Raw genomic sequence first — 25508 nt, 5'->3', positions numbered from 1 at the left:
CCGCAATGGCGCGGGCTTTCGGCACTCTGCACATGGGGGTGACGAAAACCTGGGGTGACAACCCCAGGTAACCATCCGCACTCCCATCCAGGGCTGAAAGCCCGGCATAAGGCCGCCGAGTCCGTCGCGGACTTGAATCTCACCCACTTCGAATCACTCCCGTCGCTTACGGGGTCGCCGGTGGCGTGATCACGCGATAGAACCTGGCCTTGCCAACGTTGAGATCGCGGAACTTCACCGCTTCGAGGGAAGTCCTGGCTGGAACATCGGCGAATTTGAGCCAGACTCCTGAGGAGACGTCCTCCGTGTATTGGACGGTATAGGCCTTGTTGGGAACGGCGTAGAAATACATGGAGACCTGATCTCCTTCAGGGAAAACCTCCAGCCAGAGCACGCTGCTCGGGTCGCGTGGGTCCGTGCCCGCGACGTATTCATCCAGGTTGTTATGGGAATCGTCGTCGGGATCCTGCGAAGCATCACTGGCGCTGAGCTTGTTCAATTGGTGGAGGTCTTCCCACCAATCGGGCATCAGGTCGCCGTCGGAATCCGGAACGTTGACGGTCAATGTGGCTCGGTCGGATGTGGCATTGCCGAACGGGTTGCTCACTACCACCCAGTACTGGCCGGCCTGTTCGGTCTGGATGTTCGAGAGTTGGAGGCTGGTGGCGGTCGCTCCTGAGACTGGCTCGCCGTTGAAGAACCACTGATAGGTAAGCGTGGGAGGACCCGACGCCTCGACGGAGAAGGAGGCGGTGCCGGTGAACGCCGCGGTCTGGCTCGTGGGCTGGCGAGTGATTGCCGGGCCGCCTTCGATCGTGATGGCCGCGACGCGGCTGGTTACCGAACCGCTGTTATTCGAGACGATGACGGTATAAGCACCTTCGGTTGCGGGGGTGGCATCGGTAAGGTTGAGGCTGCTCCCGTTGGCTCCGGGGATATCGACGCCATTCTTTCGCCATTGGAATCCGAGCGGAGTGCTTCCGCCGGCGGCGGTCTGCAAACGGACCGCTTGGCCTGGTGCGAGGCTCGCCCCAATCGGCTCTACATGGATGCTTGGAGCCATGGTTGGCCCCCGGCCGAACAGCTCCAGATCAAAGCTCAGGTCGCTGCTCGTGACGGATTGCTGATGCACTTCGACAGCAATTACATTGATGCCGCTGCCTAGGAGATCCAGGTCAACCGAGTTGGTGATGTATCGCGACTCATCTGCTCCCGAAATCACGTTGAGCGCCGGCGTTTCGTAGGAGACGTTCCCGTCGGCGAAGTTATCCCTGACGATAGGATTACCGTTGATATAGACGATGATTCCATCATCCCGCACATAGCGCACCTGCAGCTCGGAGATGCCGGCGGTGTTGCGCACTTGGAACTCACGTCGGAAATAGTACGTCACTCGTTTGTTGTTCGAGTCGGAACCGAAGTCCAGCACTGTGGCCTCATCGTTTTCGTCCGGGCTGTAGCCGAACTGAGCCAGTCCCAGAGGCCAGCTGCTGTCATCGTAGCTGGAGTCGCTCCAGGTTGTCCCGAGGTCGGTTCCCCGATCGTGGTAGCGCCACAGCGAGCCCGCGGCCACGAGAGTGAACGGGTAGGTGATGACATTCGTGATGGTGATCGTCACGGGGGGCGAGGAGATGCTGACGTTCTGATTGTCGGTCACCACCGCTTTAAGAACGTGCGAGCCGAGCGCTGGGCTGGGCCAGACCAAGGAATAGGGGGAGGAGCTGTCCGCGCCCAAGCTGACATCGTCGGCGAAGAATTCCACTCGGGCGACGCTGCCATCAGGATCGGCGGCTTCCGCCTCCAGGGTCAGCGAGGCGGGAGAGACGAAAACGGATCCGTTCGCAGGCTGAGATAGGGTGACCGTGGGAGCAACATTCGCCTTTACCGTGACGTTAACGGGAGCGGACGTCCGAGCGAGCCCGAGAGTGTTGAACGCGATCGCCCGGAGGGTGTAGCTGCCCGCTGCCACGCCGGACCAGTCAAAGGTGTAGGGGGCTGTGTTGTCTTGGCCGAGGCGTGTGGAGCCGCTGAAGAACTCAACTCGGTTGATCCCATTCTCGGGGTCGGCCGCGGCCGCGGCTAATGACACGGTCGCCGGGGCAAAAAACTCGGTGCTGTTGGCTGGGCTGGTGAGCTGGATGGTGGGGATGATCGGTGCCAGCGTGCCGGTCAGCTCCAGATCAAAGCTGAGATCGCTGCTATTGGCTCCGGACTGGTGGATTTCTACCGCCAGCACGTTGGGCCCCTCCCGCAACAGGGCGGTGCCGAGCGCCTTGGTGTAGAAATTGGAGGTCTCGTCGCCTCCGGCCGCGGCCGACGACGCGAGCGTCGATGGCGTGATCGCACCCTCGGGCATGTTGCTGCGGAAGACTTCCAGGCCGTTCAGATAGACCACCGCTCCATCATCGCGCAGCACCGCCAGGTCCAGCGTGAGATAGCGGGTGATGTTGGTGAGGGTGAATGATCGGCGAAACCAGGTGGTGATGTATTTCGCGTTCGCGTCGGGTCCGAATCCGACAACAGTGGTTTCGTCTCCATCGCCATAGCCCAGTTGGGCGGCCCCGGATTTCCAGGCGGCATCATTGAAGGTGACATTGGTCCAGCCGGCCCCGGGCGGCACATTGTTGTCGAGGTATCGCCATTGGGATCCTCGGCCGATGACCGTGGTGGTGGTGGGGGAGACGATGCTGATCTGCACCGGCTCGGAGACCGCTATCGACAATCCGCTGTCGAAGGCTTTTGCGGTCAGGCTGTGGGTTCCGGAGCTGGCGTTCACCCAGGAGTAGGAGAAGGGGGCACTCGTGTCCTCGCCCAGCTTCACACCATCGGAGTAGAACTCCACCTTGAGGATGGAGCCATCGGGATCGCTGGCGGTGGCCTCCATGAGGATCGTGGCTGGAGGTAGGAACGTGGAATCGGCAGCAGGGCTGGTGAGGACCACGGTGGGCGCCACGTTGGGGAGATTCGGTCGGCCGGGAGTGATGCCGGAGGTGAACCAGTTGACAGGATCATCGCCGTAGCTGCTGGGCTGACGGCGTTGGAGTGAGGGGCCACTGCCGTCGGCCACCACGGGCCAGGGTTCGCGGTCGTTGTAGCGAACGGCGTCCACCACGATGTACGGGACCTCGTTGGTGTTGGGGGCATCGGGACGCAAGAGTTCCAGGCGTTCGCCGCTGTCCTGGAGATTTCCAGCCACCGGCCCTAGGATTTGGACCCCGGCAGGGATCGAGTATTTGGCGCGGAACGTAGCCGGGTCGAGGGGCGAGAGGATCAGGTATCCACCGGCGGGCAGGCTTAGGTTTGGCGGGAACTTGAAGTTAAAGCCGCTCAGCTTCCAGGTGTTTGTGGTGGCGTTGAGGTCATACAGCGGCACGTTCGTGGAGGTGATGTTGTGCAGTTCGACAAACTCGTCATAGCTCACATCGGGATGATACTGGATCTCGTTGATCACGATGGGGCCGACCAGCGGCCCGCTGTTGGTGGCGCCGAAGGTCTTAGAAGCCTGGGATGGAAAGTGTTCCTCCCCCTGACTATTCACATAGCGGCCGAAGCTGACCCCATTCGCCGAGGCACCGAATGTGAACCCGTGGCTGTAACCGGTGAGATTGGTGTTAGCGTCCCCGGAGAGGAGGTAGATCTGGTCGCCGGTGGAACTGAGTCGAAAGCTGTTGGAAGATCCTGGATCCAGGTTGAAGTCCGCCTCGGAGAACACGGCATAGCCTCGGGCGGCAATCTGTCGCCCGTTGGGAATGCGATACTTTTTGGGTAATGAGGCATCGTCGGAGAGAAACCAGCCGCCCAAATTGACCGCGGCATCCGTCGGGTTGTAGAGCTCGATCTGATCGACCGCGGGGAGGTCGGTGTGGGTCAATGCCTCGTTTACCAGGATTCCTGGAATCTGAAGAGCGGGATCGTCGGCGCCCGGGCTACCCAGCGGGTTTGCGCTGGCTCGCCACTTGGCCCCATTTTCTGAATTGGAGCTGGGGTTCGTCTCGCGAGTGACGAGGCTGAACCCATAACCGTCGGCCGCCAAGGGCCAGGGCAGATCGTCGTCATAGGTCACCGTGAACACGGTGCCGCCCAGCGTGTGTTTGAGGCGGATGACTTCGCCTCCGTTGTCGAGTCGGCCGGTGAAGACCCCGTGAACGGGAGCCGCAGGATAGCGGTTCTTGAACTCGGCGGCGTTCCGTGCGAGCACGAAAAACTGTCCGGCTCCGAGGGTGGTGCCGTTGGTGAAGATGAAGCTGATCCCTTCGGTAAAGGAGAGTCCACTGAGGTCGATGGTGTTGGCGGTGGTGTTCTTAAGCTCGATGAATTCGAACTCATCTCCCAGGACGGTACCTGCGTCAGGAGGATTGTACATCATCTCGGTGATAGCCAGGCCGTCGAGATTTTGGAGTGGATAGAAGGTGGCTTCGACGATCGCGCTCCAGACCGTTCCGTTTCGGACACGGGCTCGAACGGTTTTGGCGGTATTGAGCACGATGGGTGCGGCGTAGGCAGTCGCGCTGGGGTTGATGTTGCCGCCGAGGAGTCGAGGATCGGAGCCATCCAGCGTGTAGTAGATCGTGCCCTGGGCGTTGTTGACCGTCAGGACGAGCGGATATCCAAAGGGCACAAAGCCTCCCAGTTGGCTGAATCCGGGGGCGTTCAGGTTGGGGAACAATCCGTCGTTGCGCAGTTGGTTGAGCACGACGGCGCCGCGGGCGGGCAGATAGGCGTTTCGGACGTTGTTGTAGGACGAGAGAAAATCGTCACGGGTGATGGGAGTTCCGCGCTTGGAGTCGCCCCACCTGGCTGATTCGGGCACCAGCGCCCGGAAGATCTCGTTAGTTCGACGGTCCAGACGCGCTTGGGCATTTGATACGGTGAAGACACCTCCGTTGAAGAAGTGTCGTTGGATATGATCGGCGCACAGCATGCGGAACTCCGCGTTGGCCCACAGTCGGGTATACAGGTACTGCGGGCTGCTCTTCTCAAATCCGCTCCCCTGGGTGGGATCTCCGGCAGCGAACGGTCCCGATCGATCTTCATTCACGTTGAGGAGGGTGTGCTCCGCGTCGTGACTCATGAATCGAAACCCTCCATGCGCGCCGGTGCGATCCCGGATGCCGAACCAGTTGTTGGGTGAGGTATTGCCCAGAAAGTTGCTGATCGGAGCGTCCAGGTTGCCGCCGTAGATGATCACCAGCATGTAATCGATCAGGTTGGGCACATCCAACAGGTTCTCAAACGCGGGATTCGGAGTGCCATCGGGATTCAGGCCTTGGATGCGGAAGTAGTCAGCGTTATTGGCAAACCCGGTGACGGCGGCCTGCCACAGTCGCGACCAGGCATCCAGGGTGCCATCGGTGGCATAGATATTGTAACCTTGGTCAGGACCAACCTTAATGGTGTCGTAGTCCTCCTCCCGTCCTCCGAAATAGGTCTCTCCGAAAGACGCCTCGGCCCGCTCGTCGCTGTTGAACAGACCCCAATATTGACCATTGATGTACAGATGAAACCAATTCCCGCGCTCGGCTGGCCGTCCCATGGCGAGCTGGGTATCGCGGCTGAATTGATCCCGGAGCCAGATGCTTCCGGGATCGCCCTGGAAGGCCCAGGAGTAGTTTTGGGTGGTTCGCAGATCGAACTTGTCATACTCGTTGGCTCCATCCTTTCCGAAGACCGGGAAGTTCAGCTTCGGTGCGCCGTATTCCTGACGGAAGAAGAACCGGAGCGCGTGTTTGGGATTGCTCGTGCTGCGGCTGAATCCGCCCCGGATCCGGATGCCGCAATTCTCCTGAAATCCGGCCGACCCATCGGGTTGAATCAGCTCCAGGGAGCAGCTTCTTTCCCAGGCGATGGTATCGCCGCCCGGATTGGCATAGATTCCGGTGGAGGGATCGAACAAATCCCCCAGTTTCATAACTACCGAAAAACTGGGCAAGGACTTGAGATCTTCCTGGATGGTATCCCGCCAAGGCGGGTTGTTGACGATGTCGGGATCCATTCCGTAATCGACGACATTTCCTCCCCAGGAGCTGGGCCAGCCTGCCGGTGCGGCTCCGCTCGGAGCTTGGGTGATGATGTCGCGGGTGTAGAGGTAGGTATGGGTGTCGACATCCGAAGAAACGAATCCGGCCTTGAACGCGGCAGCCCGGACGGTGGTGGTCTTGTCGATCGCCAGGGGGGTGGAGTACAGCTGTCCGGTGGCCGCGGTCGGAGCGGTCCCATCGAGGGTGTAGCGAATGGTCGCCCCCGGTGTGTCGCAAGTGATGATTAAACTGAAATTGGTTTCGTAAAAGCCACGATCATGGCTGAAGTGGGTGTCGCGGACTTTGTTGTAAATGGTGGAGGAATTGTACGCTCCCGGCGTTGAGGCAGCGAAGTAGTTGTTGGTAAGCAGGGAGGATTTAACCTCCGATAGCTCGGCGAGAAAGAGGAAGTCATCGTCGTTGATTGCTCGGTTGAGGGCATGGACGGCGAGCACGTTGTTGCCGGCGGTGAGATTGCCCAGGAAGGGACTTAGGTCGATCGTCTCCGACACGATGGCCTCCGAGTCCGCCCGTTCGGTGGTAGCGACCGCGTTGTAAGCCGGAGAGGGAGGGGCGTTTCGACTCGCGACCAAGGTTCCATTGAGATAGGCGACAAACCCGTCGTCGTATTTAGCCTGCATCGTCAGGGTTCCCAAGGCGGAGGGAGAGCCCACAAAGAAAGGAAGGCGCAAATAGGCCCCGGAGTTGCGGTTATAGAGGCTGGTTTGGACATCGGTTTTGATCAGGCTCTTGAAGCCAATGGTCTGACCGATGGGTAGGGATCGGACAGAGAGCCCGCCCGTGGGGTCCCCGACCAGGCGGAAGTTGGTGGAATTCCAAGCCACAAAACTGCCTGGGGCGGCGAAGAACTCGAGTTCCGATCCACCGCCGCGCTCGTAAAAGACCAGGCGGAGGGCGTAGTCACCGGCGGAAGGAAAGTTGAAGGTGCTGAGCGTGTCGGCCGACCCACGAGGATCCGGGAAGCTCATGGTGAAGGATCCGATCTGCAGACGGAATCCATCGTCGCTATTCACTCCGAAGGTCCAGGCACCTGCGCTAGGTACCGTGAGTGTGCCGGTGACTTCGACTACGAAGTCCTCCACGTCCGTCACCAGGTCAAAGCCAGGGAACGGGCTGTCATTGCCGTAGTTGCCGGTGCCGCCGCTGTTGAAATAGTTGATGATGGACCGGTTCTCGGAATAGACGTTGGCTTGGAGGGAGGGGGTGGAGATCACGCTGTCGGCGGTCGCGAGATTACCCACCGTAGCATTTGCTTTAAAGTTTTTGACCGCGAACCCAGGCACCGACTGTTCGTAGCCCACACCATTGATGCCCTGCACCCAGGAAGAGTCCGCGAAGCTGCGGGCGGTCCACGTTAGACCGAGCGTGTTGTTGGAGGGAACGTAGGCCTTGATGAGGCTATTTGTTTCGACAAAGCGGCTGGCATCGATTTGTTGAAACACGCCGTAGGAGATGTTGTCGTACTGCTTCGGAAACGGATTGAATTCACTCGCCCGAGTGTCATCCGGGCGGATCAGAGCCAGGTACTCGCCATTGGCATTCAGACCGAAGTTGGCATGGAGCGGTTTGCCTGGCAACCGACGATCCTTGCTGGATGCCCAAACGAGGAGAAATCCGTTGGGCGGGAGGTTGGTGGCCGGAAAAACCCACTTCGAAAGGTTGGATGGATCGTCGGTTAACCGCCATCCGGACAGGGAAACATTGGAACTCCCGGCGTTCAAGATTTCGATCCAGTCCGAGGTTTCACCGTCCTCATCGACGGCTCCGGATGTATTGCTGGCCATGAACTCGGAGATCACAACCGTCTCGGCTGCGACTATTCTTCCGCTCGAACATGCCAGCAGCAGCATGAACACGAGTGCGGTCAGGGAACGTGTAACCGAGGGGGGGATCGGAGGATACATAGGATCTAAACTACTGTAACACATTTGTAACCAAGCCTCTATGATACGTCTTGATCAGCTGCTTAGGTCGATTGATGTCCTGTTGATGCCAGTTCGCGTTGACCTGCGCAACGGCAATTTCTCACTCCGACGAACTCGGATGCTGGAGTGTCACATTTTGGGTCAATACCCTACTCATGGCACACGACTGGTCTGGATGCAAAGAGGAGGTTCAATCTCCCTCGGGAATTATCGGCGTTTGACGGGTGAGCTGAACTGGTCCGCGACGCGAAACGGGAAGGCGGTAGGGAGCGCACGGGTGTGCTGGTCTGATCACCTTCCGAGTGGGCCCATGACTCCCACGGCCGAGGGTCCATTTAACCCTGGGGCGGCTCGTGGGAGCCCGCGCCGGCGACCTGAGGGTGTAGACAAGAAAAAAGGGTGCCACTGACGTGGCACCCTGGTGGAATCGATCCTGCGATTTTGTGGAATCGCCGCGAGGAGCGTCTTTACCGGACTTTATACCGTGTAGGTCGACGAGGAGACCTGGCCCCCCCGGCCGGTCCAGTTGGTATGGAAGAACTGGCCGCGCGGTTGGTCGACCCGCTCGTAGGTATGAGCGCCGAAGTAATCCCGTTGAGCCTGGAGCAGGTTCGCCGGCAGAACCGCGCTACGGTATTGATCGTAGAAGGCCAGGGCCGTGCTGAAGGCGGGCACTGGAATGCCCTTTTTGGCGGCGGTGGCCACCACATTACGCCAGCCCTTCTGGCAGCGTTTGATCTCGCCGCGGAAATAGTCGTCGAGCATCAGGTTGCTCAACTTGGGATTCTTGTCGTAGGCATCCTTGATCTTGCCGAGGAATCTGGATCGGATGATGCAGCCTCCCCGCCACATGAGAGCGATGCCGCCGTAGTTCAGATTCCACTTATACTCTGCTGCTGCTGCGCGCATGAGCATGTAGCCTTGCGCGTAGCTGACAATCTTGGAGCAGTAGAGAGCATCGCGAATGTCGTTGATCAGTTTGACGCGGTCGCCCGAGATCTTGGGACGAGGGCCTTTGAGCTTGCGAGCGGCCTTCACACGTTCCTCCTTGAGGGCGGAGACACAGCGTGAGTAGACGGCTTCGGCAATCAGGGTAATGGGGATGCCCAGGTCCTGGGAATTGACAACCGTCCACTTGCCTGTGCCTTTTTGGCCGGCGGTATCGAGGATCTTCTCGACGAGAGCTTGGCCATCGGTGTCCTTGAAGCCGAGGATGTCGCGGGTGATCTCGATCAAGAAGCTGTCCAGATCCCCCTCGTTCCATTCAGCGAACACCTTGTGCATCTCTTCGGGCGTCAGGCCGAGCCCGTTCTTCATGAGATTGTAAGCCTCGCAGATCAGCTGCATGTCGCCGTACTCGATGCCGTTGTGCACCATCTTGACGTAGTGGCCGGCGCCCTGTTCACCCACCCAGTCGCAGCAGGGGACCTCGCCTTCGACCTTGGCGGAGACTGCTTGGAAGATGTCCTTCACAAACGGCCAGGCCTTCGGTGATCCGCCCGGCATGATCGAGGGACCGCGGCGGGCGCCTTCTTCACCGCCAGAGACGCCGGTGCCGATATAAAGCAAGCCCTTCGACTCCACGTATTTGACACGGCGATTGGTGTCATCGAAGAGGGAGTTTCCTCCGTCGATGATGATGTCGCCCGGCTCGAGGTGAGGAATGAGCTGTTCGATGAACTCATCGACCGCCGCACCGGCTTTGACCAGCATCATGACCCGGCGAGGACGCTTCAGATTCCTGACCATTTCTTCGATGGAGTGAGCGCCAATGACGTTGGTTCCTTTGGCCTCTTTGGCCAGGAACTCGTCCACCTTAGCAACGGTTCGGTTATACGCCACGACAGTGTAGCCGTGGTCATTCATGTTCAAAATGAGGTTCTGGCCCATAACGGCCAGGCCGATCAATGCGATATCGCCTTTAGGTTCCATGATAGTGTTATTCCAATCGGAAAGTGTGGAGCGACCATACTAGGTTGGCGGGGGGGTGCCAGCAGATTTTTGCTAGCAGCCTGTCGGACTTGTCCCCACCGGAGGTGGGTCCGGCTTTGGACCGCATTGGTACTCAAGAATGACGTAGGAAACGTCGCGACAGGCTGCTACCTATTTTTCCTGGGGAAAAGAGCGGATCTGCTGTTGGTTTCGTTGAAGGTGGAGCGGGATCAATTGCGGGACAACAGACCGATCCTGACCAGTCAGACTAAGTTTTCACCCCCCGACTCGGAACCGGGGCGAATGCGAGCAGGCCGTCACCCATCTGGCCCACTTCTCATCACATCCGGCGGGGTTGGCACCGCTCGACTCACCGGTGCTTCTGAATCCACCTCAGACGGACAGCCTCCCACTCGGAGGGAGTGTTGACGTTGAGGCGCTGGTTCTGTTCCTGGCGGGTGGGCCGGAGCTGCGCAGTTGAAAGGGCGCGTGCGAGAGCTTGGAGACTCAGTGAGGATCGCCGGATCTGCTGCTCGACCAGGGGAAGGTTCGATTTCCAGAGCAAGCAGGGGAAGCCCACGCCCGCTTCGTCGGTGAAAAAGACGGACTGCTGACAGCGTCGAGCCTCGCGGACCAGACGGCGAATCAGCCGTGCGCTGACCAAGGGCATGTCGCAGGAAAGAAACACGAGCGCGTCAGAACGCGTGCGCGTGAGTCCGGTGACTATGCCGCCCAAGGGACCGCAGCGCGGCACCGCGTCGCGCCGGACCACCCGGACGGCCAAGCCAGCCTCCTGACAGGTGCGTCGCAGAATCCCAGTCAGGGTGAGCTGTCCGAGTCGCAGCTTCGACTTGTCCCGTCCCATCCTCGTGCTGAGGCCCCCCGCCAGAATGACAGCGCCGATACGGGGAAGGGGACGAGGGGGCATTCGGACGTAGGTGTGTTCAGGGTTATCCGCGGGGGCGGATCAAGATCTCCTCCACGATGGCCCGTGACGGGAGGCGGATGGCGAGCAGCGCGCATTCGGCGACGTCCTCGGCCTTGAGCATACGCGTGCGCGCCTCGGCAGGCGGAGGAGATGGGCGTTTGTCCAGCAAGGGGGTGTCGATGTCCCCTGGTAGGATGGCGCAGGCGCGGATGCCGTTCGGCCTTTCTTCTCCGTTGATCGCCTGCGTCAGCCCCACCATGCCGAACTTGGACATGGAATACGCCGGGCCAGCTTTGGGACTGGCTTGGCGGGCGGCGTCGGAGACGATGTTGACGATGGTGCCAGTTTTTCGCGCGCGCATCTGCGGCAGGAATGCCTGAACGCAGAAGTAAGCGCCGTTGAGGTTGGTGTTCATCATCCAGTGGTAATCGGCGTCGGACAGCACCTCCAGGCTTCGTTGCGGAACATTGGTGCCCGCGGCGTTGACCAGAACATCGATGGCCTTGAACCGTTGCAGCACGGCGGCACCCATCTCGGCGATTTGGCTTTGCACGCTGAGGTCGCAGACAAATGGGAGCATGCGCGTGGCGTGTGCGCCCGCCTTGACTCGGGTCTCTTCGAGTGACTCGGCGCGCCGTCCGACGAGGGCGACATCATAGCCCTCCTGCGCGAGGGCGATGGCGATCGCCTGCCCGACTCCGCTGCCTGCGCCAGTGACTACTGCATTGCCGTGGTTCATGAGGAATAGTGGGTTGGGTTGGGGATGGTGAGTCAAGCCAGGTCGACCCACTGCTTGGTTTCGGCCGACCGGACGGCCGCATCCATGACTACCTGCGCCTGGGCTCCCTCGTGGAAGCTGGGTTGGCAGGGCCGTTGGTTTCGGATGGCGTCGATGAATTCCCAGGCTTGGTCGTATCGGAAAGTCACCAACGGGTCCCCTTGTCCGGGATCGCGGGGTGAGCCAGGCCAAGTGTAGAACTCCTGGGGGATCTCGATGGTCTCGAGCCCCGGCCCGCCGACCTTGCCGGTTTGGAGTTTGTTCCATTGGCCGGTGATGAAGACATAGGAGGCCTCGCTGCCGTTGATCTCCGCATAATCCAGACTGCGCCAGCTTTCGTTGCGTCCGCTGGCCAGCTTGCTGCTTTCCAGAACGCCGGTGGCACCGTTCGCGAACTCGGCCAGGATGGCCACCCAATCGTCGAGGTCACTGGGGGCTGATTGGCGTTGATGGTGGACGATGAGGGTGTTGGCGACCAGACGCTTCATGCGTCCCACCAAGAGATGGGAAAAATCAATTCGATGCGAGAGCATGTCGCCCAGTTCTCCGGTGCCGGCGAGCTTTTTGACCTGGCGCCAGCCCAGGTTGCGGGTGCCCCAATCCTGCAGGCGGCAGGAGCGGTAATGGTAAGGCTGGCCGATCGCGCCTTGTTTGACCAAGTGGGCGAGGTACCGCATGGCGGGTACGAACCGGTAAGTGAAGGCCGTCATGTGGCGCACGTTTGCGCGGTCGGCTTCACTGGCCATCTGCAGGGCGTCGGCCGCGTTGAGCGCTAGCGGTTTCTCTGACAGCACATGTTTGCCGTGGCGGATGGCTTCCAGCGCGATGGGAGCATGTGTGAAATTGGGGGTGGCGATGATGACGGCTTGGACATCGTCCCGTTTGACGATGTCTTCGTAGCGCGTGGAGGTGACCGCAACGCCGGTCTGCTGGCGGGCGCGTTCCAAGGTGGCTGGATCGGTATCGCAGAGCGCCGATACTTTGACATCCGGGCACAGGGCGAGTCCGGGGAGGTGGTTTTGCAGAGTGATTCCGCCGCATCCGATGATGGCAATGCCGAGTGAGTTCATGGTGCTTTTCAGAGAGGCTGAGTATGGAAACGCCGGAGATAAACTCAAGTGCGCTTTATTCGGGTGTCCGTTTTATTCGAGTTGTTTTGGATTCGTTGCTCACGCTAGGATTTTTGCACATGAATCGAGACGCATCCGGTCCTCTGAAGCATCCACTTCAACGCGGCGTGGTTCCGGCCCTATGGATCCCGACCGACAGCTGTGGACGGCTCCTGGAGCAGGAGTTCATTTCCATCATCAAGGCCTGTGTCACGTGGGGGGCGGATGGGTTGATGGTGCTGGGTACGACCGGAGAGTTTCCCCACTTGGAGGTGGATCAGCGCAAGCGTGTGTTGGAGGTGGCTAAGGCGAACTCAGGAGGCTTGCCGATCATGGCCAACGTGAGCGACCTGCGTCCCCGCGTCGCGCTGGAGCTGGCGCGCCATTCCAAATCTTTGGGTTTGGACGCCTTGTCCTTGCTCCCCCCGTACTACTACGTCCTGAACCCGGCCGATCAGTTGGAGTTTTTTCTGCGCACCGCCGAAGCGGCCGCGCTTCCGGTGTTCCTTTACAACTTCCCGGAGCGAGTCGGGTATAAGATCGGGCTCGAGACCATCGCGGCGTTCGCGGATCGGGCGCCGTTGTTGGGGATCAAGCAAAGCGGCGCTGACTTTGCTTACCATCGGGATTTGGTCGCATTAGGGGCTGAGAAAGGATTCTCCGTGATCACCGGGTCTGATACGGCGATACCCGAGGCGGTGGCATTGGGGGTTTCCGGAGTCGTGAGCGGTTTGTCCAACGGGGTGGGAGACTTGGTGGTGAAGACGTTTCAGCAGGTTCGAGCGGGCAAGTCGCGGGCTGAAATCCCGGAAGCGTTAATGCTTAACGAGGTGGGTGGGCTGCTGGCTAAACTTGAGTTCCCCTACAATATCGCCGCCGTCACGCTGGCTCGAGGCCTGCCCATCGGTGAGTTCAAGATCCTGGTGTCGTCGGAGAGCCGATCTCGCTTCGAGCTTTTGGCGGAGGAGTATCGCCGCCTTTTCAAGGCGTGGAAGCTCGTCTGAGCGCGGGGACGCAAGGAGGGGTGCATGGGAGCCTTTTTGACAGCCGAGTGGAGGCAGTTGGTGATGCTGAATTACGAGGTGGACCGCGCGCTGCTGGAGCCACTGGTTCCGCGGGGCACGGTCCTGGACACGTATCAAGGCAGGGCCTTTGTGTCGGTGGTCGGATTTCTGTTCCTGCAGACCCGGGTGCTGGGCGTTTCGGTGCCCTTCCATCAGGATTTTGAAGAGGTGAACCTGCGCTTCTACGTGCGTCGTTTTGCGGGCGATGATTGGCGACGTGGGGTGGTGTTTATCAAGGAAATCGTCCCCAAGGCGGCGATTGCCGCCACCGCACGCCTGGCCTACAACGAGCGATATGTATGTCATCCGATGAGGCATCAAGTCACCACCGGGGGGGATGGGATATCGGCGTCGTACGAATGGAAGGTGCAAGATCGTTGGAATCGGGTGTTTGCGCGCGGGGAGGGGAACCCGCGTGTGGTTCGGCCTGGCACGCTCGATGAATTTATCACCGAGCACTATTGGGGATACACCGCTCAGAGGGACGGAAGCACTCTGGAGTATCAGGTCGAGCATCCCTCCTGGAGAATCTGGTCGGCGGTGGAGTCCGCCTTCGATTGTGATGTCTCGGCCGTGTATGGCGATGCGCTGGTGGAGCCCCTGTCGCGTCCGCCGGCTTCAGCCTTTATCGCGGACGGATCTCCGGTGACGGTCCATGGGGGACGGCCGACGGCAGACTGACAGGTTGGGCCGGTGGGCGGAGCCGATAGAATCCCCGGGACGATTGCTCGGGCAGGATGATCTCGACCGGGGGAATCAGGTAGCCCCCCTTTGCCTCCCAGGGGCCTGCGGGATCGGAGGCTTCCTCCAATAGTCCCGACCCGGTCCAGTCTAGTTGGATGCGGTTCCGGGACAAAGGGGTCAGTGTGAGGGGAAAGAAGGGAACGAAGACTAAATAATCCAAGGCTCCCTGGCCGACCGAGTAGCGGATGGTTTCCGTTCCGTCCATCAGCACGGGGACCCGCGCTTGGGTGCTCGGATCGATCAGCGGCAGCAGTCGGTTTTCGCCCCAGCCTTCCCCCGCATCGCCTTCGAACAGACCCAGTTCTTGGCTGCTTTGTTCGGTCGACTGGGGGTTGGTCACTCGGCTGAGCGAGCCTTGCAGCCTGCCTGCTTCCGGAGGGGCGGAGACGGCAGCGTAGACCCAGAAGTAACCACGGGTGAAAGGGCGGGTGTAGTTGAACCAGTCCGCGCGCCCGCCGACCACGATCCAGCTTCGGGTGAGATCGTACCCGCTTCGTTCCAGTTTATCCGAGTAAAGGATCGTAACGTTTCGTTCCTCTCCGACCCGGTAATTGTCGTTAATGCTGTTGGATGCCGTGGCCTGGAAATAGTCAACGGCGTGCACCGCTCCCAAGCCTTCATAGGCTCCTCCGGGGTAGTTTGGGAGAGCGGCGGCCGGCTTGAACGCCCCGCCGCCGTAGTTGAAATCCTCGGCCTCAATCAGCAGATCGCCGGCGCCCCGGACATCGGTGGAGAACGTTGCCGAAAAGACGAAGTCGGGTCGGCGCGGGGATTGCACTCGGACCTCGTAGGAATGGTGGGACTCGCGAACCAGGCTGAGTGGCAACTCGAGCTGCCAGGTATAGAGACTGCTCTTGAGCTGTGCCGCGGCAGTGACATCGGTGCCGTCGAGGGATAGCTTGAGGGAATCCTCCGACCATCCCGTCTGTCCAAAAACGAGACTGATGGACAGGGGGTAGTTGGCGGAGTGGACGGATCCGTGGGGGTGGGACGTTTTAAGGACCGGGTCAGCGGTCTGTCCCGACGCGGGGGAGGTAATGATGAGACTTCCGATCAACGCCAGGCCCAACGCTGAGTGGCACGCCAGACTCCCTCCGGGCAGTTTAAGCAGCCCGACAACTTCAACCAACCGTGTTTGCACGCTCAGGATGAAACACGAGAGAGCAGGGGCTTTCAATGCTCATTGTGATTTGAATTGGCCTTTTTCATGAGACGGCGCGATGTTCCTAGAGTAGGCTTTCGGAACTCAAGCCCCTGGGCCTGAGGATGCGGATAAGGTTTTTTGTGGGCAAAGACAGAATTTGGTGCTTCTTTATCCGTATTCAGCCGGGCAATACTCATCGTACCTGAAGCGATCTTGCATTTGCGATTGGTTTTTTGGAATGTAACAATAGTGTTACAAAATGCATCTCTCGGGCCGAAACGGCAGCGGGTATGCGTGGGCCGCCTTTCCAGGGCGGCTTACTGAGAGGATCTGGGCGCGGGACGTCCTGATGAGTCGGCTCGTGACGGGTCATTCGGTTGAAGTTGGTCCATCTCGGAATAACTCCGGGAAAGGATATAAAGATCTGATAAAAAGATCTGAAACGAGAGGTGAGAAAACCTCTCAGACTGGATATTGAAAATCCGGTTAAGAAGTCGGTAGGGAATTTTGGTGATGGCTTGAGAAAAGCATATGTCGGTAGATCGGATGCAAGCTCAGCGGTTCGAGCAAAAGTATCTCATTGATGAGGATACGGCGCTCAAGGTTCGAGATTTTGTGCAGGCATATCTCGAGCTTGATGAGTATGGGGAAGGGAAGCCCAATCTCTCCTACCCGGTGCACAGCCTCTACCTGGACAACGACGATCTTCGGTTGGCTCGGGAGACCATCAACGGCAACAAGAACCGCTTTAAGCTTCGGATTCGTTTCTACAACAACAACCCGGACACGCCGGTTTTCTTTGAGATTAAGCGGCGGATGAACAACTGCATCATGAAACAGCGCGGGGGCGTGCGGCATGATGCGGTGGAGTGGCTGCTGGCCGGTCATATTCCCGAGTATGCCCATTTGGTGTCCAAAGAGCCCAAGCAGTTGATTTCTTTGCAGAGGTTCTGCGAGCTGACTCAGCAAATCTGCGCGAAGCCGAAGGTTCACATTGCCTACCTGCGTGAGGCCTATGTGCATCCCACCAATAACTCGGTTCGGGTGACCTTGGACCGCGTGGTGCGCGCGTCTTATGAGCCGACCGCCCGACTCTCCACGGAGATGAAGAACCCGGTGATCCCGTTTGGACGCGACGTGATTCTTGAGTTGAAGTTCACCAATCACTTCCCGAGTTGGTTTGGCGAATTAGTGAGGGTGTTTGGCTGCATGCAGTGTGGCGCGGCAAAATATGTGGAGGGTGCCGAGAACCTTGGGTTTGTGCGGGCCCGCCAACGCAGTGAAGCTCTGGATGACCTGACTCCGGATCTGGGTTCTGCAAATCTTTCTACAATCGTACTTCCCAAACCCCCAGATTTAGGCACTCTCTCCTCCACCGCGAGATAACCTAAACGATCAAATCGCGATTTTGAACTAAACTATGCTCGACTGGTTGCTTCAGGGCGATTACGGCTCCGCTCCTACAAATTGGCCGGCTGTTCTTTTGGCGCTTCTCCTCGCCTTCGCTTGTGGACATGTCATCGCGTGGGTTTACATGCACACGCATTCGGGATTGTCGTATTCCAAATCCTTTGTGAACGCATTGGTATTGATGCCGATGATTGTCGCATTGGTGATGCAGGTCTTGTCCAATAATCTGGTGACGGCGTTCGGGATGATGGCGGTTTTCGCGATCGTTCGGTTTCGTAACATTTTGCGGGACACCCTGGATACCACCTACATCCTGATCAGCCTGGTGATTGGGATGGCGGCGGGAACCCAGAAGTATTCGAGCGCGATCTTGGGCTGTGCCTTGGGTGCCGGCGTGATGCTCTATTTGTGGTACACTTCGTTCGGAAGTCGCCATCGGTATGATTTGATTGTCAACCTGCACTGGGCAAAGTCTCCCAAGGAAATGGGCGAGCTGAGCAGCGTCTTGATCAGGCACTCGGCAAAAGCTCACTTGGCCAGTCAGAGGACCCACGAAGGTTATGAAGGCACCGATCTCTCCTATCGGTTGCTGCTCCGGGATCCTTCCCGATCCGAGGAGTTGATCACGGAGTTGCGTCAGACTCAGGGCATCTCCCGGGTCACCAGCATGCAAGCGGAAGAAGAATCTGAAATCTAGCAATGGACGACAAGCGCCCCATCCCTGTTCCCCCAGCTCAGCGCTGGCGTGAGTTCCGCATTCAACTGCTCCCCTTTGTGGTGTTCATCATTGTGGTGGTGATCATCGCCATGATCTGGAAGCAAGTGGTCCTGCCGGTGAGTTTGACTGGGGAGGTTTCCTCAGTTCAGTATCAAGTCAGGAGCTTGGTGGACGGCACGCTCACCGAGTTGACCGTGGAGCCATTCACGGTCGTGAGGAAGGGTGAGCAAATTGGCTCGGTCCTCGGCATGGAGCCCGCGTTGGTCCAGGCCGAGATGGCCGTAGCGCTGGCGGATTTGGAACTGGAGCGCCTGCGGACCGGCATGAGTGTTAGCCGCAATCTGCTCGAGGTGACCACCCTCGAGTTGGAGAAGCAGAAAATCGCTGCCGAACTGGAAATCAATCGGGCGGATGTGACCCTCAAGAAGTCCGAGTTTGAGACCGTCAAAGCCCAATTTGAAAAGAAGCTGGTCTCCAAGGAATTTTTCGACGAGAAGTCCATCGCCTATGACAAGGCGCGCACAACTGTCGAGCAGTTAGCGGGGCAGCTTACCGCTTACGAAGGCCAATTGAAGGGTTTGCGCGAGGCCGCTTCCGCACCCTCCGCCCTAGGGCAGGATCAGGCGATTGACAAAGCCATCGCTGCCCATACCAACCAGCTGGCGGTGTTGGCACGTCCCGTGCCCTTGATCGCTCCTGCGGACGGGGTTGTTAGCCTGGTGTCCTTCCGTCCCGGAGAAAAGGTCAGGGCGGGCGATCCGATCGTGATCGTGACCTCAACGAATGTAACTCATATCATCGGATACATCCGTCAGCCGGTCTATCGGATGCCCAACGTCAACGACGAGGTTCGGGTCCGGACACGGCGGCAGGATCGCTCGGTGGCGAGCGCGCGAGTGTTGAAGGTGGCTCCGCAGTTTGAGTATCTGAATCCGGCTCTGGTGTCGCCGGACAATACCCGTCTGGAGAAAGCACTTTCGGTGCTGGTGAGCCTTCCTGCTGGAATGACTCTGCGTCCAGGAGAGTTCGTCGACCTGATGTTTACGGGAAAATAGTTCCTTTCCTCCGCCAGAAATCCGCTTGCAGAATGAGTTTTCCATCGCGGGCTATTGGACTGGAGACGCCGACGAGGCGCGGTTTGCGGCATGGTGCCGGGACCTGTGCTCGAAGCTTCACCCTCATCCGGTCAGCCTAGGACTGGTATTTATCTCGCCTCGCTATTTCTCGGTCGCCGAGAAACTCCTGGACATTCTGCGGGTTGAAGCGCGGATCCCGTGGCTGGTTGGCTGTTCTGGCAATAGCCTGGTTTCGGGAGAGCGCGAGATCGAGGAGGAGGCCGGCATTTCTGTCGGGTTGTTCTATTTTCCAGACACCCAGTTGGAAGCGATCCGCTTCAACCAAGAGCAAGTCGAGGAATGGAACGGCGCGGGCTACTGGCATCTGGAGACCGGACGGACCCCGGAAACAGTGCAGAGCTGGCTGGTATTTGCGGATCCCTTCACGTTGAATTCCGAGGTTTGGCTCCGACAGTGGAACGACGCATTTCCGGGGGTGCCGATCCTTGGCGGCTTAGCCAGCGGAGATTACGCCGCGCGAAAGACTCAAATCTATTGCAACGGCAAGGTCTACGAGGACGGGGGAGTCGCCCTCGCGTTCTCGGGAGCGGTGGGAATGGTTGGGGTTATCTCTCAGGGATGCACCCCCATCGGCGAGGCCTGGACGATCACGAAGACGGAGCGCAACGTGATCCTCGAGATCGGCAATCGGCCCGCCTACCAGGTCCTGTTCGAAACTCTAAGCGCTCTCCCAGCTTCCTTGCAGGCGGTGACCCGAGGCAATCTCTTCGTCGGGTTGGCGATGAACGAGTATCAGGACGACTTTCAGCGGGGGGACTTTCTGATTCGGAATATTTTGGCGGCGGATGCCGAAACGGGTGCGATCGCGATTGGCGCCCTGCCGCGGCCGGGGCAGACGCTGCAGTTTCATCGGCGTGATGCGGAGGCGAGCTCGGAGGATATGACCGTCACCCTGCGACGATCTCAGAATCAGCTCTCAGGATCGCGAGTCCTGGGCGGGTGCTTGTGCAGCTGCAATGGGCGCGGGTATCGACTCTTTGGCCGTGTGCATCACGACGCTCATCGGGTTCAGCAGGCTTTTGGTCCTCTGGGTTTGGTAGGCTTCTTTTGCAATGGCGAGTTGGGTCCTATCGCGGGCAAGAACTACCTTCATGGCTACACCGCTTCGGTGGCCTTGTTCGTTCAGCACTCCGCTTGAATCAGCCCTTGGTTTTTGACCATTCCACTGCTACAACCGCGCTCCTTGGTACCCGCCGACTTTGATGGGTCCCGGGACGCAAGGCACGGAAGACGTTGGCGGATCGGATGGTTCGAGACGAGCGGGTGGTTCTATGAATAGCGCATCTTCAGAAGGAACTGAGAGTGTGGATCCCGGGGCGGGTGTGCCGATGAAAGGCTGGAGCCTCGAGTTGCAGCGCAGGGAATTGGAATTGGTCGACCAGCGGCGTCGAGCACTTGGGCAACCACCTCTTCCAAACCTTCGAGAACTGCCATCGGATGCGTCGGGAGTGGCGCTGTCGGGCGGTGGGATCCGCAGCGCCACGTTCTGTCTGGGATTGTTCCAGGGTTTGGCCCGTCGTGGACTGCTGACTCGTGTCGACTACCTTTCCACGGTGTCGGGGGGAGGCTATTTCGGGGGATTCTTTGGGCGTCTTTTCACTCGCGACTGGACCCAGTTTAAGGCTGAGTCGGGCACTGGCGGGGATAGTTCCGCCGTCAAGGACAGCCTGGCGAACACCCGGGCGTTTGTGGAGCGGGTGGCGGCCTTGCCGAGGGCCGAGCAGGTCCGTCAGGCGCTGGCCGACAACGATTCACCTCCGCTGAGGTGGTTGAGGCAAAGCGGAAACTACATGTCCCCCAAGGGGACGGGAGGCACCACCCTGGCGGCCGCTATTTTCACTCGGAACTGGTTGGCGGTTCTACTGGTGATGCTGGTCACAGTCCTGACCGCCTTCCTGGCCAGCCATCTCGTGCGAGCGATGCTCGATTCCTGGTCCTTGTTCCACGACTGGGAGGTTCGGCTCGCCGGGTTTGCTGGGCCGCATTGGTGGTGGTCTTCTTGGTCCTTTGTTCCTTTCCTGGTGCTGCTCACGATGGCTGTGCCCCTAGGCGTGGCCTACTGGCTGTCGCAGGCGGGTGAGGGGAGACAGTTCATCTGGGTGGCCGGGGTGAATATTGTCACGATGACATTTGGTGTGGGGGTGGCGGTCGCTTTTCCTGGCAGCAGCATCTCGTTCCTTTTTGTAGGAGCAGCGGCGATGGCTTTCTTGGCCACGTTGTGGGCCTGTGGCTTGGGCATGGTTCGCTGCTTTACTGCCAAGGGCTCGAATCTCCTGCTGAGCACGCCTTTGGTGCTGAGCATTCTGGCGCTCATGGTATTGCCCGTGCTTTGGTATGATGCGTTCGCGCACCAGCGCCCCGAACCGCTCGCCCAGGCCTATGCGGTGGCCATGTTGGGCTTCACCTTCTGGAACCTCGCGTTGCGAGCAGAATCGATGGAGCCTCGGTGCTCGTTTTGGGGCCGATGGATCGGTTCATGGAGACTCGGTCGATTGCTTCGGGTCGTGGGGGTGGACATGTTGCTGTTGGTGGCCACCACAGCGACGATGCTGGCGCTGAACACCCTAGGCGAATCGGGCCGATCGATACTGATCTCTGGTCGGCCGCTGTTCTGGGCCTTCATTACGTTGAGCCTGATGGCCGGGGTGTATCGGTTGGTGTTCCACGTGCTGCAGCGGGACATGGAGAATCGCAAAAGCTCCGGCAGAAACTCGGACTACGTCGCCCTGGCCCATTGGCTGCGCAGTCAAACCTCTCGAATGCTTCGGGCTTCTTTGCTCATCTTTGGAGCTGCGCTCGGCTGGGTTATCGTGGATTCCCTCGGGCAATCGGTTTATGCCTTGGTGGCCTATGAAGGAGGGTTGGCCCATCTCGTGACTGCCATCTTCGGCTTGTTGGGGATCGGCGGGTTGGGCGTATTTGGACGCAACCTGGCGCTGCTCGGTGGCGGCAAAGAGAGCCGGTTCGCGGGGTCGTTGCAGATCATGGCCCTCGGGGCCGGACTGTTGCTGGCTTTTGTTCTTACGCTGGCGGTCTCGATCGTGGGGCACGGCATAGCGTGGCGTTGGATGAACCCGGATCCGGCAGGGGCCTTGGCTGCCGACGTCGCGCTCGAGCCTGCGGTCCCGGCTCCGGTCGGATCTTTTTCAAAACTGCCCAGGCATATTGCCGACCGTGTTTTTGAGGACAGTCTGCCTCGGCCTGCTCGAGCGAGCATCGTTCCAGACAGTCCTGGAGGCCGGCTCTATGAGGAGTTTTTCAGTGGGCCGAAGGCCTTTCTGAGTGATGACAATTTGATCGGGATCCGTGAGGATCAACCCGGCGTCATCTCCTGGCCGCGTCGCAGCCAAATGTCTGTGCTCGATCTGGGGCTGGCCACGGGTCTGGGGCTGATCTTGACGGTGATGTTTGGGCATACCGCCAGTTTCCTGAATCTCTCCTCGTTCCATTCCTTTTACACCGCCCGGCTGGTGCGGGCTTATCAAGGGGCGTCTAACCTGCGTCGGTGGTTTGATCCGGGGATCACGGTGGATGATGTTCATCCGCAGGACGACCTGGGATGGGCGGACTATAAACCCTACGAGCACGGTGGCCCGTTGCACCTGGTCAACGTGGCTTTGAACTGTACCACCCGCCTGGAAACCGGCATGCAGTCCGATTCCGCCAAAGGACTCAATTTGTGTCGGGGACCGGCGGGGCTCTCCTTCGGCACCCAGAATGCCGTCTCTCTGGGCGGGCTTCCGGAGCGCGTCACGATGCCCGACTCCGCTCGGATCATCGAAGTTGAATCCTTGTCGCTGGGTGCCTGGGTGGGGGTTTCCGGCGCGGCTTTTACCACGGGCATGGGGAATGTGGGTGGAGGGAGCGGGACCTCATTCGGCACGAGCTTGCTGTGTGGTCTCTTCAATATTCGCCTCGGTTACTGGTGGAGGAATCAGTTCTCTCCCAAGAAGCAACTATCCTGGGGCGGGCTGTTCCCAGTGCAGAGCTATATTCGCGACGAGTTTTTCGGCGAGTTCAGCATCACGAACGAGGATCGGTGGTATCTGTCGGACGGGGGGCATTTCGAGAACACGGCTGGGTACGAGTTGATCCGGCGTCGTGTGCCTTTCATCCTGATGAGCGACGCGGGAGCTGATCCAGTGGGAAACCTCGACGACATTGCGAACCTGATCCGTCGGGTTCGGCTGGATTTTGGGGCGGAGATTCATTTTCTGGGTGATGACGAGTTGCTCGCTCACGTGGCGCCCTCGCGGCTGTGCGCTGCCGTGATGGCTCGGAAGAAGGGCGCACGGGCCGATGACGGTCACGGCAGCTTGCCGGGTAGGATTGGGATCTTGGATGATTTGCGTCCCCGCAGGGAGTCGGAGTCGGACCTGGAACCGCGCCGCGTGCGCGCCCATGCCGCGTTGGCTTGGGTCGATTATCCGGAAGGAACCCGCTCCACGCTCCTGTTCGTCAAGCCGGGGTTGACGGAGGGATTGTCGCCTGATTTGCTCGCTTATCAGCGTGGCAACGCCGACTTCCCTCAACAGACGACGCTTGACCAGTTCTTTGATGAGTCCCAGTGGGAAAGCTACCGTAAGCTGGGGGAGACGGTGGCTTTGGAATTGTTTCAGGAGCCACCTCCTGGCGAGCGAGATGGGTGGTGGCCTGCGCGGTGGGCTCCGTTGATTCAGAAATCCGCTTCGCTTGACGCGACAACGCGCACCACTGAGACTGCCATGCCAGCTTGAACGAACTGTAACCGCAACTTCGAAGCAACCTTATGGACCGAGACTTTGATTTCCCTCCTTCGTCCTGCCTTCCCGTTGATCGAGCCTCGACGAGCGGGCTGCCGCTAGCGACGCGGCAGCGTGGCTCTGTTTGGATCGCCGCTTTCCTCTCTTTTTTGGGGGGCGCTTGGCTGGAGTGTGCCGCCGCGGAAGCGAACCCTCGCAACGTCTTTCTGATTACCGCGGATGGGTTGCGCTGGCAGGAAGTGTTTCGCGGCGCGGAGGATTTCGCGCTCACCAAGGAGTTTGGAAATGTGGGGAACAGTAACGCCATTGCGAAGCTGTACCATCGTCCGACTCCCGCTCAGCGCCGCGAAGCCTTGTTGCCATTTCTCTGGGGGACCGTCGCGCAACAGGGCCAGATCTGGGGTAACCGCGATCTGGGCAGCGATGTGCGCGTCAGCAATGGGCATCACTTTTCCTATCCCGGATATAACGAGTTCCTGACGGGCTTTGCGGACCCTGCGGTTCGGAGCAATGACAAAATTCTCAATGCCAACACCAATGTGTTTGAGTGGCTGGAAGGGAGACCCGAGTTCCGTGGCCGCGTCGCCGCGGCTGTGAACTGGGATGTGTTGCCGTGGATTCTGAACGCGCCACGCGCTGGGTTTCCGGTCTGGAGTGGATTTGACGTGCCTGAGGGGACGGAACGTTTGCCGGTGCCATCCGCTCTGAACGAAATGGTGGAGCGAGGCCGGACGGTTTGGTCGGGAGTGCTGCTGGACACTTTTGTCGGATACGCGGCCAAGCACGCGGTTCGGACGCTCAAACCCCGGGCTATGTATGTGTCTTTTGGCGAGACGGACGACTGGGCTCACGAAGGGCACTACGAGCGTTATCTGAAGGCCGCCACCGAGTTTGACCGGTTTATTGGGGAGCTTTGGGCTCTGGTTCAATCCTTGCCCGAGTATCGTGGTAACACGAGCTTTGTCATCACTGTGGATCATGGCCGGGGCCCGGCCCCGGTCGCGTGGCGAAACCATGGAAAGGAAATTCCGGACTCGGCTTATATTTGGTTCGCCGTCCTGGGGCCGGATACCCCCGCGCTGGGCGAGCGTTCCAAGACTCCGCTGTGCCTCCAAGCGCAGGTTGCCGCGACGGTCGCGGCCTTGGTGGGGCAGGACTTTCATGGGGCGTTTCCCCGGAGTGCGAAGCCGCTGCCTGAGGTGATAGGAGTTGCGTCCGCCCCTCGGTGAGGGAGGATGTCGGCTTCACTTGCTTCTCGAGCCTTGGGCTTCTGCTAAAAGTGCTTGAAAAGTTATTCGCGCCCTCTAGATTTCACCGTGCGTGGGCGTGCTTAGCTCAGTGGTAGAGCATTTCCTTCACACGGAAGGGGTCGCAGGTTCAAATCCTGCAGCGCGCACCATCTTCTCCCGGCCTTTTTCTATCGGCCCTTGTCGACGATGAAACCTACTGCGACGTTTGAAACCCTGAAGTGTTTTGCGGATGCGCGTGGTTTGGTCCTTGAACCTTTGGGGCCGGCCGAGCTTCCGCTGCAAAAGAACGCCCATCTGGTCCTAACCGCCCCTGGTGGCGTGCGCGGGAATCATTATCATCGCCAGGGGACAGAAGTGATGGTGCTCATTGGTCCCGCTCTCGTTCGGTTGCGCGATGGTCATTCTGGCGAGGTGCGCGACGTGAAGGTAGCTCCCGCAGAGGTCGTTCGATTTTTCCTCCCGCCCGGAGTGGCCCATGCCATCCAGAATACCGGCGACCAACCTTTGGTCATACTCTCCTTTAGCGATTGTGCCCACGACCCTCAGTCGCCGGACGTCGTTCGCGAGGTCCTGATTCCCGTTTGAGGAGA

General features: G+C 59.5%; 15 protein-coding genes and 1 tRNA gene. 10 read left to right on the top strand and 6 right to left on the bottom strand.

The annotated features are described in order from the left end of the window. Nucleotides 1–166: 166 nt before the first annotated feature. From JNN07_01120 to JNN07_01100, 5 genes are all read right to left on the bottom strand, one after another. Entirely contained in the window at nucleotides 167–7942 is a 7776-nt protein-coding gene (locus JNN07_01120; GenBank protein ID MBL9166320.1) for a lamin tail domain-containing protein, read from the bottom strand. A gap of 498 nt (nucleotides 7943–8440) precedes the next feature. Next, complete coding sequence (gene gnd / locus JNN07_01115) at nucleotides 8441–9895, bottom strand: decarboxylating NADP(+)-dependent phosphogluconate dehydrogenase (GenBank protein MBL9166319.1); 1455 nt, start codon at nucleotides 9893–9895, stop codon at nucleotides 8441–8443. Between the two features lie 370 nt (nucleotides 9896–10265). Further along, complete coding sequence (locus tag JNN07_01110) at nucleotides 10266–10823, bottom strand: molybdenum cofactor guanylyltransferase (GenBank protein ID MBL9166318.1); 558 nt, start codon at nucleotides 10821–10823, stop codon at nucleotides 10266–10268. Between the two features lie 22 nt (nucleotides 10824–10845). After that, entirely contained in the window at nucleotides 10846–11562 is a 717-nt protein-coding gene (locus tag JNN07_01105) for an SDR family oxidoreductase (protein ID MBL9166317.1), read from the bottom strand. A 32-nt stretch (nucleotides 11563–11594) separates the two neighbouring features. Continuing rightward, entirely contained in the window at nucleotides 11595–12671 is a 1077-nt protein-coding gene (locus JNN07_01100; protein MBL9166316.1) for a Gfo/Idh/MocA family oxidoreductase, read from the bottom strand. Nucleotides 12672–12790: 119 nt separating this feature from the next. On the opposite strand from JNN07_01100, the gene JNN07_01095 reads away from it, so the two are divergent. Both JNN07_01095 and JNN07_01090 read left to right on the top strand, forming a co-directional pair. Next, nucleotides 12791–13714 (top strand): dihydrodipicolinate synthase family protein, encoded by a 924-nt coding sequence (locus JNN07_01095; protein ID MBL9166315.1) that lies wholly within the window; start codon nucleotides 12791–12793, stop codon nucleotides 13712–13714. A 24-nt stretch (nucleotides 13715–13738) separates the two neighbouring features. Then, nucleotides 13739–14455, top strand: a complete 717-nt coding sequence (locus JNN07_01090) for a DUF2071 domain-containing protein (protein ID MBL9166314.1) — start codon at nucleotides 13739–13741, stop codon at nucleotides 14453–14455. Here the strand turns inward: JNN07_01090 and JNN07_01085 are convergent. After that, a complete protein-coding gene (locus JNN07_01085) occupies nucleotides 14400–15659 on the bottom strand; it encodes a hypothetical protein (GenBank protein MBL9166313.1) in 1260 nt (419 codons plus the stop codon). The two genes, JNN07_01090 and JNN07_01085, sit on opposite strands and share 56 nt — an antisense overlap. Before the next feature lie 534 nt (nucleotides 15660–16193). Here JNN07_01085 and JNN07_01080 point away from each other — a divergent pair. The 8 genes from JNN07_01080 (at nucleotide 16194) to JNN07_01045 (ending at nucleotide 25503) form a co-directional block, all read left to right on the top strand. After that, nucleotides 16194–17048 (top strand): polyphosphate polymerase domain-containing protein, encoded by an 855-nt coding sequence (locus JNN07_01080; protein ID MBL9166312.1) that lies wholly within the window; start codon nucleotides 16194–16196, stop codon nucleotides 17046–17048. A gap of 34 nt (nucleotides 17049–17082) precedes the next feature. Beyond that, nucleotides 17083–17769, top strand: coding sequence for a DUF4956 domain-containing protein (locus tag JNN07_01075; protein MBL9166311.1), 687 nt, complete (start codon nucleotides 17083–17085; stop codon nucleotides 17767–17769). Nucleotides 17770–17771: 2 nt separating this feature from the next. Continuing rightward, entirely contained in the window at nucleotides 17772–18845 is a 1074-nt protein-coding gene (locus JNN07_01070) for an HlyD family efflux transporter periplasmic adaptor subunit (protein MBL9166310.1), read from the top strand. A 25-nt stretch (nucleotides 18846–18870) separates the two neighbouring features. Continuing rightward, nucleotides 18871–20064 (top strand): FIST C-terminal domain-containing protein, encoded by a 1194-nt coding sequence (locus JNN07_01065; protein MBL9166309.1) that lies wholly within the window; start codon nucleotides 18871–18873, stop codon nucleotides 20062–20064. A 133-nt stretch (nucleotides 20065–20197) separates the two neighbouring features. After that, complete coding sequence (locus JNN07_01060) at nucleotides 20198–23662, top strand: hypothetical protein (GenBank protein MBL9166308.1); 3465 nt, start codon at nucleotides 20198–20200, stop codon at nucleotides 23660–23662. Nucleotides 23663–23694: 32 nt separating this feature from the next. After that, nucleotides 23695–24897, top strand: a complete 1203-nt coding sequence (locus tag JNN07_01055; protein MBL9166307.1) for an alkaline phosphatase family protein — start codon at nucleotides 23695–23697, stop codon at nucleotides 24895–24897. A 95-nt stretch (nucleotides 24898–24992) separates the two neighbouring features. Beyond that, nucleotides 24993–25067, top strand: a tRNA-Val gene (locus tag JNN07_01050). 37 nt (nucleotides 25068–25104) lie between these two features. Further along, nucleotides 25105–25503, top strand: coding sequence for a cupin domain-containing protein (locus JNN07_01045; protein ID MBL9166306.1), 399 nt, complete (start codon nucleotides 25105–25107; stop codon nucleotides 25501–25503). Nucleotides 25504–25508: the final 5 nt, after the last annotated feature.

It is taken from the genome of Verrucomicrobiales bacterium (assembly GCA_016793885.1).
Taxonomy (GTDB): Bacteria; Verrucomicrobiota; Verrucomicrobiia; order Limisphaerales; family UBA11320; genus UBA11320.
This window is presented reverse-complemented; position numbering and strand designations above follow the sequence as displayed.

What these genes read in the sequence shown, in the direction of transcription:
- JNN07_01120 (MBL9166320.1), bottom strand. Translation starts at nt 7,942, where the DNA reads ATGTATCCTCCGATCCCCCCCTCGGTTACACGTTCCCTGACCGCACTC.
- gnd (MBL9166319.1), bottom strand. Translation starts at nt 9,895, where the DNA reads ATGGAACCTAAAGGCGATATCGCATTGATCGGCCTGGCCGTTATGGGC.
- JNN07_01110 (MBL9166318.1), bottom strand. Translation starts at nt 10,823, where the DNA reads ATGCCCCCTCGTCCCCTTCCCCGTATCGGCGCTGTCATTCTGGCGGGG.
- JNN07_01105 (MBL9166317.1), bottom strand. Translation starts at nt 11,562, where the DNA reads ATGAACCACGGCAATGCAGTAGTCACTGGCGCAGGCAGCGGAGTCGGG.
- JNN07_01100 (MBL9166316.1), bottom strand. Translation starts at nt 12,671, where the DNA reads ATGAACTCACTCGGCATTGCCATCATCGGATGCGGCGGAATCACTCTG.
- JNN07_01095 (MBL9166315.1), top strand. Translation starts at nt 12,791, where the DNA reads ATGAATCGAGACGCATCCGGTCCTCTGAAGCATCCACTTCAACGCGGC.
- JNN07_01090 (MBL9166314.1), top strand. Translation starts at nt 13,739, where the DNA reads ATGGGAGCCTTTTTGACAGCCGAGTGGAGGCAGTTGGTGATGCTGAAT.
- JNN07_01080 (MBL9166312.1), top strand. Translation starts at nt 16,194, where the DNA reads ATGTCGGTAGATCGGATGCAAGCTCAGCGGTTCGAGCAAAAGTATCTC.
- JNN07_01075 (MBL9166311.1), top strand. Translation starts at nt 17,083, where the DNA reads ATGCTCGACTGGTTGCTTCAGGGCGATTACGGCTCCGCTCCTACAAAT.
- JNN07_01070 (MBL9166310.1), top strand. Translation starts at nt 17,772, where the DNA reads ATGGACGACAAGCGCCCCATCCCTGTTCCCCCAGCTCAGCGCTGGCGT.
- JNN07_01060 (MBL9166308.1), top strand. Translation starts at nt 20,198, where the DNA reads ATGAATAGCGCATCTTCAGAAGGAACTGAGAGTGTGGATCCCGGGGCG.
- JNN07_01055 (MBL9166307.1), top strand. Translation starts at nt 23,695, where the DNA reads ATGGACCGAGACTTTGATTTCCCTCCTTCGTCCTGCCTTCCCGTTGAT.
- JNN07_01045 (MBL9166306.1), top strand. Translation starts at nt 25,105, where the DNA reads ATGAAACCTACTGCGACGTTTGAAACCCTGAAGTGTTTTGCGGATGCG.